14 protein-coding genes and 1 pseudogene are annotated in these 14414 nt (G+C 70.5%); 9 read left to right on the plus strand and 6 right to left on the minus strand.

Annotation, left to right across the window (positions count from 1 at the left end; all coding sequences use genetic code 11):
- Nucleotides 1-7: 7 nt before the first annotated feature.
- The 4 genes from Pma05_RS11460 to Pma05_RS11475 all read right to left on the minus strand — a co-directional run bounded on the left by Pma05_RS11460 (nt 8) and on the right by Pma05_RS11475 (nt 4883).
- The gene (locus Pma05_RS11460) at nt 8-862 is read right to left on the minus strand and encodes a helix-turn-helix domain-containing protein (protein WP_203857331.1); all 855 of its coding nucleotides are present in this window, start codon (nt 860-862) and stop codon (nt 8-10) included.
- Nucleotides 863-1198: 336 nt separating this feature from the next.
- Nucleotides 1199-2197, minus strand: coding sequence for a sigma-70 family RNA polymerase sigma factor (locus tag Pma05_RS11465; RefSeq protein WP_372441454.1), 999 nt, complete (start codon nt 2195-2197; stop codon nt 1199-1201).
- A gap of 580 nt (nt 2198-2777) precedes the next feature.
- The gene (locus Pma05_RS11470; protein WP_203857333.1) at nt 2778-3857 is read right to left on the minus strand and encodes an N-acetylmuramic acid 6-phosphate etherase; all 1080 of its coding nucleotides are present in this window, start codon (nt 3855-3857) and stop codon (nt 2778-2780) included.
- A 117-nt stretch (nt 3858-3974) separates the two neighbouring features.
- A complete protein-coding gene (locus Pma05_RS11475; protein WP_203857334.1) occupies nt 3975-4883 on the minus strand; it encodes a MurR/RpiR family transcriptional regulator in 909 nt (302 codons plus the stop codon).
- 261 nt (nt 4884-5144) lie between these two features.
- On the opposite strand from Pma05_RS11475, the gene Pma05_RS11480 reads away from it, so the two are divergent.
- Nucleotides 5145-5852 carry an SDR family NAD(P)-dependent oxidoreductase gene (locus tag Pma05_RS11480; protein ID WP_203857335.1) on the plus strand — a complete coding sequence of 236 codons (708 nt, stop codon included), beginning with the start codon at nt 5145-5147 and terminating at the stop codon, nt 5850-5852.
- 268 nt (nt 5853-6120) lie between these two features.
- On the opposite strand, the pseudogene Pma05_RS11485 reads toward Pma05_RS11480, so the two are convergent.
- A pseudogene (locus Pma05_RS11485) lies at nt 6121-6771 on the minus strand (dTMP kinase); the annotation flags it as partial.
- Between the two features lie 288 nt (nt 6772-7059).
- On the opposite strand from Pma05_RS11485, the gene Pma05_RS11490 reads away from it, so the two are divergent.
- From Pma05_RS11490 to Pma05_RS11505, 4 genes are read left to right on the plus strand one after another with little or no spacing between them, the layout of a single operon-like run.
- Nucleotides 7060-7701 carry a nucleotidyltransferase family protein gene (locus Pma05_RS11490; protein ID WP_203857336.1) on the plus strand — a complete coding sequence of 214 codons (642 nt, stop codon included), beginning with the start codon at nt 7060-7062 and terminating at the stop codon, nt 7699-7701.
- Nucleotides 7698-7973: a hypothetical protein gene (locus Pma05_RS11495; protein WP_203857337.1), complete on the plus strand. Its 276-nt coding sequence runs from the start codon at nt 7698-7700 to the stop codon at nt 7971-7973. Before Pma05_RS11490 ends, Pma05_RS11495 begins: the two co-directional genes overlap by 4 nt.
- Nucleotides 7974-7986: 13 nt before the next feature.
- Nucleotides 7987-8760 (plus strand): metallophosphoesterase family protein, encoded by a 774-nt coding sequence (locus Pma05_RS11500; RefSeq protein ID WP_203857338.1) that lies wholly within the window; start codon nt 7987-7989, stop codon nt 8758-8760.
- 3 nt (nt 8761-8763) lie between these two features.
- A complete protein-coding gene (locus tag Pma05_RS11505) occupies nt 8764-8907 on the plus strand; it encodes a GPGG-motif small membrane protein (protein ID WP_203857339.1) in 144 nt (47 codons plus the stop codon).
- 133 nt (nt 8908-9040) lie between these two features.
- On the opposite strand, the gene Pma05_RS11510 is transcribed toward Pma05_RS11505, so the two are convergent.
- Entirely contained in the window at nt 9041-9820 is a 780-nt protein-coding gene (locus tag Pma05_RS11510; protein ID WP_239312199.1) for a M23 family metallopeptidase, read from the minus strand.
- Between the two features lie 128 nt (nt 9821-9948).
- Between Pma05_RS11510 and Pma05_RS11515 the strand changes: the two genes are divergently transcribed.
- The 4 genes from Pma05_RS11515 (at nt 9949) to Pma05_RS11530 (ending at nt 14337) form a co-directional block, all read left to right on the plus strand.
- Nucleotides 9949-10704: an HD domain-containing protein gene (locus tag Pma05_RS11515; RefSeq protein ID WP_203857340.1), complete on the plus strand. Its 756-nt coding sequence runs from the start codon at nt 9949-9951 to the stop codon at nt 10702-10704.
- Between the two features lie 172 nt (nt 10705-10876).
- Nucleotides 10877-12220 (plus strand): ABC transporter substrate-binding protein, encoded by a 1344-nt coding sequence (locus Pma05_RS11520; RefSeq protein ID WP_203857341.1) that lies wholly within the window; start codon nt 10877-10879, stop codon nt 12218-12220.
- A gap of 76 nt (nt 12221-12296) precedes the next feature.
- Nucleotides 12297-13364, plus strand: coding sequence for a carbohydrate ABC transporter permease (locus Pma05_RS11525; protein ID WP_203857342.1), 1068 nt, complete (start codon nt 12297-12299; stop codon nt 13362-13364).
- Between the two features lies 1 nt (nt 13365).
- Nucleotides 13366-14337, plus strand: a complete 972-nt coding sequence (locus Pma05_RS11530; RefSeq protein ID WP_203857343.1) for a carbohydrate ABC transporter permease — start codon at nt 13366-13368, stop codon at nt 14335-14337.
- Nucleotides 14338-14414 lie beyond the last annotated feature (77 nt).

Genomic DNA, 14414 nt, shown 5'->3' on the forward strand with positions numbered 1-14414 from the left:
GCCCTCCTCATGTCCAGAAGGCCGCCGTCTCCCTGAGCAGCCGCGCCGATTCTTTCCGCGACAACGCTGCCGCAACCAGGTGGTCGAAGGCAAGCGCGAAGGAGGCGATCTGGGCCGGCTCGTCGATGTAGAGCGCGCCGGTTCGGTGTTCGGTGTAGACGAGGCCCGGATCGGTGGGCTCGGGAAAGCCGAGGATCGCGAACGGCCGGCCGAAGGCGGTGTACGCCGGACTGCCGAACCGGACCACCCGCAGCTCGACGTGGGACCGTTCGGCCAGCACCGCCAGGTGGCCGAGTTGGTCGCGCATGATCGCCTCGTCGCCGACCCGGCACCGCAGTACCGCCTCGCCGAGCACCACCCGCAGCCGCATCGGGTCGTGCTCGTGCAACCGCCGTTGCCGGGCCAGCCGGAGTTCGACCTGACGGGTCAGTTCCTCGGCCGGCGCGAGCGGCTGGGTGGCCCGGATCAGCGCGGTCGCGTACGCCTCGGTCTGCAACAGGCCGGGCACCAGATGGGTCTCCACGGTACGGATCTCGGTCGCCTCGGACTCCAGTCCGACGTACACCTCGAACCAGTCCGGGATCGCCCCGCCGTAGGTGACCCACCAGCCGCGCTGGGTCGACTGCTTCGCCAGGGTCGCCAGCACCTCACGGGTACGCTCGTCGGCCACCCGGTAGATGTCGAGCAGGGCGAGGACGTCGCGGGTCCTGGTGGAGTGCTTACCCGCCTCGATCCGGGAGATCTTGGCATCGGAGCACTTCATCCGCTGTGCCACCTGGAGAAGCGTGAGCTGCTCCCGCTCGCGCAGGCGGCGCAGTTCGATACCGAGCCGGCGACGCCGGGCGGTCGGACTGATCGGCACGGAGTCCTCCCCGGATTCCTCCGTCGGTGACGGGCGCGCCGACCGTTCGGGGCTGGCGCACCTTCCGACGCGAGTGGAACTCACTGTCGTGGTGCCGGTCACCCTAGTGGTTGATATTGGTACGGCGCTGCGCGGACACCCGGCATCCGGTCCCGGGTACGGACGACGAGTGGCCGGCGTCCCCGTCGGACGCCGGCCACTCACCGGTTTGTCGAAGTTCCTGACCCCGGCTACCCCGCCGGAGTCACCAGCCCTGTTCGTTGGCTCAGGCCCCGGTTGGCTCGGGCCCTGTGGTCCGCTCAGGCCCCGTGTCACTCAGGCCCGTGTGTGTGTCGCTCAGGCCGCCTGGAGCCCTTCGGCCCGGGCCAACTCGCGCAGCCGGCCCAGCGCCTGGATCTCCAGCTGCCGGATCCGCTCCCGGGAGAGCGAGAAGCGGGACGCGACCTCGGTCAGCGAGTGCTCGCGGCCGTCCTCCAGGCCGTACCGGGCCCGCATGATCCCGGCCGACCGGTCGTCGAGGTGGTTCAACAGGCCCTCGATGCGCTGCCGCTCCAGGCCGGTGAGCACGATCTCCTCGGGCGACGGTGCGTCGCTGTCCGCGACCAGGTCACCGAGGTTGGTGTCCCCGTCGTCGCCGACCGGGGTGTCCAGCGAGACGGTGTCCTGCGACCAGCGGACCAGCTCGTGTACCCGCTCGACGGGCACGCCGAGCGACGCCGCGATCTGCTCCGGCTCCGGGTCGGTACCCAGCTCACGGGTGAGCTGACGGGCCACGTTGCGCATCCGGTTGACGTCCTCGACCAGGTGCACGGGCAGCCGTACGGTGCGCTCCTGCTGGGCGATCGCCCGGCTGATCGCCTGCCGGATCCACCAGGTCGCGTACGTCGAGAACTTGTAGCCCCGCTCGTAGTCGAACTTCTCGACCGCCCGGACCAGACCGGTGTTGCCCTCCTGGATCAGGTCCAGCATCGGCATCCCGGAGCGGACGTACCGGCGGGCGATGGAGACGACCAGCCGGAGGTTGGCCCGGATGAAGAGGTCCTTCGCCCGCTCCCCCTCGACCACCAGCCGCTCCAACTCCGCGCGGCTGACGCCGACCGGGAGCTTCTCCTCGTCGACCAGGTGCTCAGCGTAGAGGCCAGCCTCGATGGCCTTGGAGAGGTCGACCTCGGCGGCGGCGTCGAGCAGCGGTGTGCGGGAGATCTCGTGCAGGTACACGCCGACCAGGTCGCGCTCCTCGGCGACCTCGTCGGTCCGCATCACGATCTTCTTCTCCACGTTCCCCACGGTCCCCTCGTCGTTCCTCCCGGTGGCCCGGGTTCCTGCCCCTGCCATCCCCACGTTCATCAGCCCTCCCCGTAACTTCCGCTGTGTCCCGCGGTGCTGACACCTACACAACAGTTGAGACGCGTTAGGGATTCCATCTGGTGAGTCGAAAGTGTCACGAATGCCTGAGTAGTTGCTGAAAGCACGATCGACGTTTGCTGTCAGTCGTCCCGATCGGGGTAGGTCGGAGCCGGCGATACCGCAGCTACCGGGCCTGCGACGGCTGTCCACCGGCTATCGCATCATCGCCACACAACGACACACAGCGATCCAGGTCACCTGAGTCCTGCGATGCTCGTCACGCCTCGATATACGCACGGCGCGGCCAGTCGGTTCATCCCGCCCGCTCCAGGGTTACCCTTCCGCCTACGCAACAATCCGGAGCCCGGAGATAGTCCCACAGTCTCTCCGTCGGGTCCCCGACACTCCCGGCCCCGCCGCTCCGGGTCCGGCCCGGCCCGGGTCGCCCCCAAACCCAGGAGCAGCACTTCGACACCCGGCCGTGGCGCACCCCGCACCGGGCCAGGCCGAACACGGCCGCGCCGGGGTCCTGGCCGGGCCGGTCGGTCGGATTCCGGACCGCCGGCACTCAGCCGGCGAGCAGGGCGATCGCGCCGCGTACCTGGTTGGCCGAGCGGTCCAGCGCGGCACGGGCGTCGGCGACCGCCGCACCGGACAACAGCGACACCAGGGCGGCCTTCAGGTCCCCGTCGGCCTCGGTCAGCGCGTGCTGCGCGACCTCCTCGGCAGAACCGGTCGCCTCCACGAGGATCGAGATCATCCGTCCCCGAAGTTTGGCGTTGGTGGCAACCATGTCGATCATCAGGTTTGAGTAGACCCGGCCCAGCCGCACCATCACGGCGGTGGAAAACCCGTTCAACACCAGTTTCTGGGCCGTCGCGGCCTTCATCCGCGTCGAACCGGTAACCACCTCCGGGCCGGTCTCGACCCCGATGAACACCGTCACCGACCGGGCCGCCAGGGCGCCCGGATCGGCACAGATGAGCACGGTGTCCGCACCCAGGTCGGCCGCCGTGCGCAGCGCCCCGAGCACGTACGGGGTACGCCCGCTGGCGGCCAGGCCGACCACGACGTCACCGGGGCGTACGCAGGCCCGCGCCTCGTCTGCCCCGCCGGTCTCGTCGTCCTCGGCATCCTCGACGGCCCGCAGCATCGCGTCCGGCCCACCGGCCAGGTGGGCACAGAACCACCTGTCCGGGGCGTTGAACGTGGGCGCCAGTTCGGCGGCGTCGAGCACACCGAGCCGCCCCGAGGTGCCCGCGCCGAAGTAGTGCACCCGGCGCCCGGCCCGCAACGCCGTCACGGCCAACTCGACCGCCACGGCGATCTCGTCCAGCACCTTCGCCACCGCGGTCGGTACCCGCCGGTCGTCCTCGTTGATCACCTTCAGGACGTCCCGGACGGACATCAGGTCCAGGTCACGACTGCGCGGATTGCGCAGCTCGGTCGGGGAACTGACCCGGACCACCGCCCGGGGCTGCCGCTCCCGCCCCTCGGCCGCGCCTGCCGGCGGGCCAGGGTCCCCGGACTGCGCGCCTCCGCCGTCCGGCCGGTGGCCCGGCTCGACCGGCGGGTAAGAGGACCCCGCGTCGGAATCCGGACGCGGGGTGGCAGGTAGCGCACCGGGCTCGACCCGTCCGGCCGTCATGTCCGCCCCCCAGCACCTCGACCACCGCCGAGCCAGTGACTCATCCCGCCGCCGCCTCGCCGCGCCCGGCGCCGCCCTGCGGCACCGTCGCGCCGGACCGGCTGGTCCACACGCCTGTCATGCCCGTCTCCCCTTGACCCGGTGCGGCTGCACCGCTTCGGCGGTGACCTCGAGTGCCTTCTTGGCTCTGGCCCGGTTGCGCGCGGCGACCCCGACGAAGAGGCAGTCGACCACCGTCAACTGGGCAAGCCGGCTGGCCATCGCGCCGGACCGGTACGTCGTCTCCCGCGCCGCCGTGGTGAGCACGTAGTCCGCGACGTCGGTGATCGGCGACCGGGGGAAGTTGGTCAGCGCGACCGTGGTGGCACCCCGGGCCCGGGCCTGCTCCAGTACCTCGATCGCGTCCAGCGTGGTGCCGGTGTGCGAGATGCCCATCGCGACGTCGCCCTTGCCGAGCAGGGCCGCCGAGGTGAGCGCGGTGTGCACGTCCGGGAAGTAGAACGCGGTCCGGCCGATCCGGTGCAGTTTCTGCTGGAAGTCGGAGGCGACGAAGCCGCTCGCCGCGGCGCCGTAGATGTCGACCCGGCCAGCTCCGCTGATCGCCTCGACCACCTGCTCGCAGACCGCCGCGTCGAGCTGCTCCGCGGTCTCCTCGACGGCCCGGGCGTCGCTGAAGGCGATGGTCGCGATGATCTGCGCCAGGTCGGCGCCGGGTGGGATGTCACCGCCGACGACCCGGGCGTCCGGCGGCTCCACCCGGCGGGCGGCCTCGGCCGCGAGCCGGATCCGCAGTTGCGGGTAGCCGTCCATGCCGACCGACCGGCAGAACCGGATGACGGTGGCCTCGGAGGTCTCGGCGGCGGTCGCGAGATCTGTGATGGTCCGGCGAGCGGCGTCAGCGGGATCGGCCACCACGAGTCTGGCGACCCGTTGCTCGGCGGGCGACAGCGATGGGAGCAGGCCGCTGATATGGACAATCAGCCCACCTGTCTCGTGACTCGCAGAAACCTTCGCAGTCTTCACCACGGATGAAACTTACTTTCACGGAGGCGGGAGCGTCAACCGTGACGCGCTACACCTGCGAAAGTACGCCCAACCGGTGGGAAACTGCGGACAGTCGGCCCAGCCGAGCGTGCCATTCCCACCACACCTTCGTCTCGACAGGCCCACCGAGCCCGCAACGCGGGACGGCGTCCGGGTGAATAGTCATCCGTCGATAGGCTACCGGAGTGGCTCCGGCAACGGTCCGAAAAACTGGTCTCCGGTGCTGCCGATAGCGTGGCAGGCATGGCGGATCGCAGTGTGCTCATCAGCGGCGGGGCGGGCGGGCTCGGCGGGGCGGTCAGTGCCGCGTTCGTCGCGTCCGGGTGGCGGGTGGTCGTACCCGTGCGGCCGGCCGGCGGGGCAGTGCCGCCCGCGCTGCCCGGCGAGGCGGGCGACGGTGTGTTGCGGATACCGGCGGACGTCACCGATCCGGAGCAGGTCGCGGCGGCGGTCGAGGTGGCCGGCGGCGATTCCGGGGCGCCGTTGCGGGCGGTGGTGAACCTGGCCGGCGGGTACGCGGCCGGCGGGCTGGTGCACGAGACCCCGGTCGCCGACTTCGAGCAGATGCTCGTCCGCAACCTGCGCCCGACCTACCTGGTCACCCGGAGCGCGCTGCCGTACCTGCTGGAGGCCGGCGGCGGATCGGTGGTCTGCGTCTCCTCCCGGGCGGCGCTCGCCCCGTTCCCCGGTGCCGCCGGCTACGTCACCGCGAAGGCGGCGGTACTCGCCTTCGCCTCGGCGGTCGCGGTGGAATACCGGCCGGCGGGCGTGCGGTGCAACACCGTGCTGCCGAGTGTCATCGACACGCCGGCCAACCGGGCGGCGCAGCCCAACGCGGACCACTCCCGCTGGGTGGCGCCGGCGGAGATCGCCGGGGTGATCCGCTTCCTGGCCAGTGACGAGTCGGCGCCGACGAGCGGTGCGGCGATACCGGTGTACGGCCGGGCCTGACCGAACCGGCCCCGGCCGGCTCCGCCTCGTCCGGCCCGGCCGACCGGCTGGCCGGATCCGGCGTACCCAGCGGATCCGCAGCACCACGAGAGCCCGCCGAATCACGCGAGCCGGTCGGATCGGCCTTGGCGGGGTCGGTGGGGTCGGTGGGTCCGACGGTCTGGGCGCCGACGGGCGGGGCCGGGCCGGGATCGGCGGGCGCGGGGCCAGGAACGCCTGGCGCGGGGGCGGATTCGCTGGGCGGTACCGGTGATTCGGTGCCTCGGCCGGGCACTGGGTGGTCGGCCGGCAGCCACGTCCGCAGGCCGGCCCGGATCGCCCGGGTCACCTCGTCCGGGGAACGGTTGGCGTCCACCACCACGAACCCGGCGAACTCCGGCAGCGAGCGGTACGCCGCCGACCCGGCGGCCAGGTAGGTGATGTTCTCGTGGTCGGTGCCCCGGGCCTCGATCCGCCGGTACGCCTCACCCGGGTCCACCGCGAGCAGCAGGGTGACGTCGGGCGGCGGGAAGATCCGGTACAGGAGCCGGGCGAGGGTCTCCCAGCGGCGTCCGCCACCGTGCGCCCGGATGCTGGCGTACTGGCAGACCGAGTAGCGGTCCATCACGGCGACCCGGGAGCGGAGCCGGGAGCGGAGCAGTGCCCGGGCGATGGCCAGCCAGCGCAGTGCCGATTCGGCCAGCAGCATCCCGTCCCGGCCCAGCAGGCGCTGGGCGTCCCGCCGGCCCAGTTTGCGGGCCAGTCGGCCGAACCACCGCCGCCCGCCGGCGTTCTGCCAGTACGTCGCCGGGATGCCAGCCGTGGTCAGGGCGTCCGCCAACCGGTGTGCCTGGGTGGTCTTGCCCGAGCCGTCGATTCCGACCAGGGCGACGGTCCGCAGCCGTCCCCCGTTCCGCCGCTCGTACAGAGTTCGGGCCACGCTCAGCAACGGTACCCGGCGCGCGCAGCCCCCCGGCCCGACAGAGCCCGTACCGCGCGGGATGAGCCGTTCCGGCCGGCCCGTCCCGGCGGGCGCGGCCACGCCCTCCGTGCCGGTACGTCCGGTTCGGTCGGGGCGGCGGGACTCGGCCCGGACCAGGGGTGAGCCGCCGGATCCCGGCCCAGGTGTGAAGGAACGAAGTGCCGGGTACCGGTAAATCTCCACCCCGTTGACCAGATGCCCACCGACCCGACGACCCGACCGACCCACCGACCCGGGGAGAGCCCGATGGATCACCGCGGCGACGAGACCCTCCTTGCCACCCTCAAACGGGTCGCCGCCGTCCTCAAGCAGTCCGAGATCCCGTTCGCGCTGGGCGGCAGCTTCGCCGTGTACGCGCACGGCGGCCACTCCAGCGAGCACGACGTCGACTTCCTCATCCGCGAGCAGGACACCGAGCGCGCCCTGGCGGCGTTGGTCGAGGCCGGTTTCACCGCCGAGCGCCCCCCGGAGGACTGGCTGGTCAAGGTCTGGGACAGCGACCGGATGGTGGACCTGATCCACCGGCCGATCGAGACCCCGGTCACCGACGAGACGTTCCGGGACACCGTGGTACGCCCGGTCGACGCCATCCACATGCCGGTGTTGTCGGCCACCCATCTGATGGTGCACAAGCTGCTCAGCTTCTCGCAGCACTACTGCGACTTCGCCCGTGGGCTGCCACTGGCCCGTTCGCTCCGGGAACAGATCGACTGGGACCGGGTACGCAAGGAGACGGCGCACTCCCCGTACGCCGAGGCGTTCCTGGTGCTGCTGGACCGGCTGGACGTGGTGCCGTACTCGCCGACCGGCGAGGAGAAGCGCTATTCGCCGGCCGGGGCGGAGAAGGAGATGACCGGCATGGACGAGCGGAGCGAGGTGGCGACATGACCCAGCGCGGCGCGGCGGGCACCGATCCGCCCGACGACTATCTGGAGGCGGCGATCCAGCGCCTGCTCACCGAGTGCACCGAGATCGCCGAGCAGGGCATCACGGTGACCCGCCGGGACCACTCCGTACTGCTCTGCGGCGAGGTGGAGAGCGCCCGGCGCCGCGAGGAGATCCTCCGCCTGGTGGTGGAGCACTTCCCCGAGGTGCCGGTGACCGTCGACATCGGACTGATCCGTACCCAGGCGCCGACCGAGGTGGAGGAGCTGCGGTGAGGGAGGCGGCGACATGGTGATCCGGATAGCGGCGGTCGGCGACGTGCACCTGGACCAGGACGTGGTCGGGCGGTTCCGGCCCGCCCTGGAACAGTTGCCGGAGAGCGCCGACGTCCTGCTGCTGGCCGGTGACCTGACCAGGCACGGCACCGAGTCCGAGGCCCGCTGCGTGGCGACCGAGTTCGGCGACCTCGGCGTACCGGTGGTCGCGGTGCTCGGCAACCACGACCACCACTGCGACGAGGTGCCGGCGGTGATCCGGGTACTGGAGGACGCCGGCATCCTGGTGCTGGAGGGCACCAACGTGGTGCTGGAGTGTGCCGGGGTGCGGCTCGGCATCGCCGGGGCGAAGGGCTTCGGCGGCGGCTTCGCCGGCCGGTGCGCCAGCGAGTTCGGCGAACCCGAGATGAAGGCGTTCGTCCGGACCACCAGCGCGATCGCCGACCAGCTCGGCGAGGCGTTGCGCGAGATGGACTGCGACCTGCGGGTGGCGCTGACCCACTACGCCCCGGTACCCGACACTCTGGCCGGGGAACCGCCGGAGATCTATCCGTTCCTCGGCTCGTACCTGCTCGGTCAGGCCATCGACTCGGCGCCGACCGAGTTGGCGCTGCACGGGCACGCGCACGCCGGCAGCGAGCGGGGCACCACCCCGGGCGGGGTACGGGTCCGCAACGTCGCGCACCCGGTGATCAAGCAGGCGTACAGCGTGTTCCACCTGCACCCGCCGTACGCCGGGGCCACCGCGGGCAAGGTTTCCGCGGTCAGCGCCGGGGGTAGTTCCTGAGGCATGGACTTCCTGCTCTGGATCCTCGCGGTTGTACTGGTGGTCGCTGGTGTGCTGGCACTGTTCCGGCGGCAGATCCTCTGGGGCGTCGTACTCATCATCGTCGGCCTGCTCGTCGGCCCCGGCGGCGTCAGCATCTTCAGTTGACGCACGGCCGAAGACCCCCACGGACAAGCCGGGGTCACCGCGCCCGGGTCTCCCGCTCCCGCTGGGTGACCCGGGCCCGGCGGCCCCGGCGAACTGTCTGTCCGGCCTACCGGCGGCCGGGGCTGTCAGCGGCTCAACACCGTGGTACGCCGGGGATGAAGCCGTCGTAGCCGGTGAGGACGTACGCGTCGGAGATGAACCGGCCGGTGCCGATCCGGTCCCAGATGTTGCTGGTGCCGTAGGTGCCGGTCACCGTGGTGCCGGTGGTCTGGCAGTAGATGGTGACCCCGGCGCCGTCGGCGACCGTGCCGACCGAGGAGTAGTTGGTGCCCGGCCCGGACCGGACGGTGAGCGGGCCGCCGGCGGTGTTCACCGTGCCGGAGCCGGTGCCGCCGCCGGAGCAGGCGTTGTCGCTGGTGTAGGTGTGGGTGCCCCAGTAGAGCGCGAGCGCGCCGTTGAACCGCACCTGGACGTCGGAACCGTTGAGCCGCTGCTCGTAGTGCAGGTGCGGGCCGGTGGAGCCGCCGGTGGTGCCGACGTACCCGATCACGGTGCCGTAGCCGACGGTCCGCCCGACGGCGGTGTTGAAGCTGTTCAGGTGGGCGTAGTAGGTCGTGTACCCGCTGCCGTGGTTGATCCGCACGTACTTCCCGTAGCTGGTGTTGCCGAGGTCGGTGACGACGTCGACGGTGCCGGGGGCGCTGGCCACCACCGGGTCGCCCAGGTCGTCGGTGCGGTTGAAGTCGACCGCGTTGGCCGGGCTGTGGTTGGTCCGGGTCTGCCCGGACCAGGACTGGCCGCAGGGGAACGGCACCTTGAAGGTGGGTGCGGCGGCGGCCGGCGAGGCCGGCACCAGCACCGCGGCGGCCAGCAGCAGGCCGGCACCGACGGAAGCGAACAGGCGGAAGCGCACGATGACCTCCCATGGCGAAAGTTTTCCATGTATCAATTGATCGTGGCAGAAAACTTCAGCCAGCGGAAGAGCGGAACCATGCGCGGGGAGGACCCGCCAATCGGACCGATCCGGTATACCTGGACGACATGGCCTCGCCGACGTACCTGAGGAGCATGCCGCTGCACGCCGTGACCGAGGTCTACGGCGAAGCCGGCCTGCGGGACCGGTTCCGGCTGGAGGCCGAGCGCTTCGCCCCGGCGGAGCAGACCCGGCTGACGGCGGCGCTGGACCTCGCCGGCACGCTGCACCGCGACGACCGACGGGTTCGCGAGCCCTACCTCAACCACCTGCTCCGGGTGGCCATCCGGATCATCTGCTACTACTCGGTGACCGACGTCGACGTGATCGTGGCGGCGCTGCTGCACGACGCGGTGGAGGACCATCCGGCGGAACTCGCCGGACTGCCCGCCGGGACGACCGGGCCGGCGGCCACCGAGGCGGCGCTGGCCGAGGTGGCCCGGCGGTTCAACCCCCGGGTCGCCCGGCTGATCGCGGCGGTCACCAATCCGGAGTACGACCCCGCCCGCGACCGGAACGAGCAATACCACGCGCACCTGGCGGAGAGCCTGGACGGGGAACCCTGGGCCCGGGTGATCAAGGTGTCCGACTTCACCGACAACGGCGTGGGGGTCATCCACACCACCGGCGACAAGGTGCACCGCTCGGCGCGGAAATACCGCCCCCTGGTGCCGCTCTTCCGTGACCTGGTCACCCGGCCGGACACCCCGCTCTCCGCCGACGCGCGGGCACACATCCTCGGCCAGCTCGACCTCGCCGAACAGCGCTTCGCCGCGATCCTCGACGAGCCCGAACCCGCCCCGGCGGTCCCGGCCGCCGAGTAGCCGGGCAGCCTCCGGCTGACCGGCAGGCTGTTGGCAGGTTTCCGAATCGTTACGGCCTCGTGGCTCGCCGGGTCTGGACGACCTTGGCTGCAAGCGCTTACATGTGGTGACGCCCACAGGCCGGCTCGGAAGCCAACAGGTGACCGGCACGCCGGCACGAAAGGAGGACGGCATGGCGGTCCAGTCCAGACCACGCCAGGCCTTCGCGATTGCCAGTGTGTTGGCCCTGGCACTTGGCGCCACCGCCTGTTCCGGCGACAGCGAGAGCGGGCTCGACCCCGACTCGGCGGAGTGCCAACCGTACTCGGCCTACCAGGGTCACGACGGCGAGAGCGTTTCCATCTACGCGTCGATCCGGGACGCCGAGGCCGACCTGCTCCGGCAGTCGTGGAAGCAGTTCGAGGACTGCACCGGCATCGAGATCAAGTACGACGGCAGCGGCGAGTTCGAGGCTCAGCTCCAGGTCCAGGTGGACGGCGGCAACCCGCCCGACCTGGCCTTCATCCCGCAGCCCGGGCTGCTCGCCCGGTTCGCCCAGGCCAACAAGCTCAAGCCGATGACGGCGGAGCAGAAGACCCTGGCCGAGGCGAACTACCCGGCCGACTGGCTGAAGTACGCCACCGCTGGTGGGCAGCTCTACGGCACGCCGCTCGGCGCGAACGTGAAGTCCTTCGTCTGGTACTCGCCGAAGGCGTTCGCCGAGAAGGGCTACCAGGTGCCGACCACCTGGCAACAGTTGATGGAACTCAGCGACAAGATCGCGGCGACGAACCAGAAGCCCTGGTGCGTCGGGCTGGAGTCGGGCGAGGCCACCGGCTGGCCGGCGACCGACTGGATCGAGGACCTGATGCTGCGTACGCAGCCGGCGGAGGTCTACGACCAGTGGACCACCCACGGCATCCCGTTCAACGACCCCCGGGTACTCCAGGCGGTCGACCAGGCGGGCCAGGTCCTCAAGAACCCGAAGTACGTCAACGGCGGCTACGGTGACGTGAAGAGCCTGACCACCACCCCGTTCCAGGAGGGCGGCCTGCCGATCCTCCAGGGCCAGTGCTCGATGCACCGGCAGGCGAACTTCTACGCCAACTACCTGCCGGAGGGCACCAAGGTCGGCCCGGACGGCGACATCTACGCCTTCTACTTCCCGGCCGTCGACCCGGCCAAGGGCAAGCCGGTACTCGGCGGCGGCGAGTTCACCGTGGCCTTCACCGACGGCCCGGCGGTGCAGGCGGTCCGGCAGTACCTGATGACCGGCGAGTACGCCAACTCCCGGGCCGCGCTCGGCAACTGGATCTCGCCGAACAACAAGCTCGACGTCAGCAAGGTCGAGCAGGCGGTCGACAAGCTCTCGATGGAGGTCCTGCTCGACAAGAGCGCGGTCTTCCGGTTCGACGGCTCCGACCTGATGCCGGCCGCCGTCGGCTCCGGCACCCTCTGGAAGGGCATGGTCGACTGGGTCAACGGCAAGGACACCAAGAGCACCCTCGACTTCATCGAAGGCTCCTGGCCGAAGTGACACCCCCTGACGGTCCGGCCCGCGCCGCAGCGGGCCGGACCGTCGGCTTCCCGTTCGTTCCGGCTTGGAGGCGCTGATGGAGTTCGCCGACGAGGCACCGAAGCTGCTCATGCTGCTCTACGGCCTGATCGCCTTCGCGGTCGTGGTCGGCGGACTGCTCGTGCTGCTTGACGTCGTACCCAACTGGTTCGCCCGGCGCCGCGAGGCGGCGCTGGTCGCGGCCTCGGCCGAGGGCTCGGCGGTCGCCGCCGGCCCCCGGCCGCGCCGCCGTTCGGTGGTGAACCGCCCGGAGGGCGTACTCGCGCTCTTCTTCCTGCTGCCCACCCTGCTGCTGCTCGCGATCGGCCTGGTCGTACCGGCCGTCCGGACCACCGTCCTGTCCTTCATGGACGGTGGCAGCGACAACTGGGTCGGGCTGGCCAACTACAAGTGGATGTTCGCCCAGGACGAGATCCTCGGCATCCTCACCAACACCCTGATCTGGGTGGTCCTGGTGCCGCTGGTGGCCACCACCATCGGGCTGGTCTACGCCGTCCTGGTCGACCGGGCCCGGTTCGAGTCGGCGGCCAAGGCCCTGATCTTCATGCCGATGGCGATCTCGTTCGTCGGCGCCAGCATCATCTGGAAGTTCGTCTACGCCTACCGCTCCGGCGAATACGACCAGATCGGCCTGCTCAACCAGGTCTGGGTGATGGTCGGCGGCGAGCCGCAGCAGTGGCTCAACAACCCACCACTGAACACCCTGCTGTTGATCGTGATCATGATCTGGATCCAGGCCGGCTTCGCCATGGTGGTGCTCTCGGCCGCGATCAAGGCGATCCCGAACGACGTCGTCGAGGCGGCCCGGCTGGACGGGGTGAACCCCTGGCAGATGTTCTGGCAGATCACCCTGCCGAGCATCCGGCCGGCCCTGATCGTCGTGGTGGTGACCGTCTCGATCGCCACCCTCAAGGTCTTCGACATCGTCCGGACCACCACCAACGGCAACTTCGACACCGGCGTGATCGCCAACGAGATGTACAACCAGGCGTTCCGGTTCGGCCAGACCGGGCAGGGGTCGGCGCTGGCCGTCTTCCTCTTCGTCCTGGTGATCCCGATCGTGATCTACCAGGTCCGCAGCCTGCGCAAGCAGCGGGAGGTATGAGATGATGACCACCACCACTCCTCCTGCGCCGGCCGGCACGGAATCCGTGCCGGGCCCGCCGGTCACCCGGGCCGCCCGGGTACGCCGTCGGCTCAACAGCCCGATCGCGACCGGCGCCTCGATCCTGATCGCGGTGCTCTGGACGGTGCCCACCTTCGGGCTCTTCGTCTCGTCGTTCCGGCCAGAGGACGAGATCAAGACCACCGGCTGGTGGACCGCCTTCAGCAATCCCCAGTTCACCCTCCAGAACTACCAGGAGGTGCTCTTCGGCCGCTCGGCCTCCTCCGGGCAGCTCGCCGGCTACTTCATCAACTCCCTGGTGATCACGATCCCGTCGGTGCTCTTCCCACTGGCCTTCGCCGCGCTGGCCGCGTACGCGCTGGCGTGGATGAACTTCAAGGGGCGGGACTGGATCTACATCGCCGTCTTCGCGTTGCAGATCGTGCCGTTGCAGATGGCCCTGGTACCCCTGCTCAGCTTCTTCTCCGAGGGGGTCAGCCTGGGCGGCATCGAGCTGATGCCGGCGTGGAACCTCGACGATGAGGAGAAGTTCGTCCAGGTCTGGTTCGCACACACCTGCTTCGCGCTGCCGGTCGCCGTCTTCCTGCTGCACAACTTCATCTCGCAGCTTCCGAAGGACCTGATGGAGGCGGCCCGGGTGGACGGCGCCACCCACCCGAAGATCTTCCGCTCCATCGTGCTGCCGCTGATCGTGCCGGCGCTGGCCGCGTTCGGCATCTTCCAGTTCCTCTGGGTCTGGAACGACCTGCTGGTGGCGCTGATCTTCGCCGGTGGCGGCAGCGAGACGGCACCGCTGACCGTACGTCTGGCCGAGCTGGCCGGTACCCGGGCCAACGAGTGGCAGCGGCTCACCTCCGGCGCGTTCATCTCGATCGTCGTACCGCTGATCGTGTTCCTGTCCCTCCAGCGCTTCTTCGTGCGTGGCCTGCTCGCCGGCGGCGTCAAGGGTTGACCGGCCGTAACGGGCCGACGACTGCCGGGCGGGCTCCACCGCCCGGCAGTCGGGACCCGGGCCGGGCAGTCGTCACC

It is taken from the genome of Plantactinospora mayteni (assembly GCF_016862935.1).
Classification (GTDB): domain Bacteria; phylum Actinomycetota; class Actinomycetes; order Mycobacteriales; family Micromonosporaceae; genus Plantactinospora; species Plantactinospora mayteni.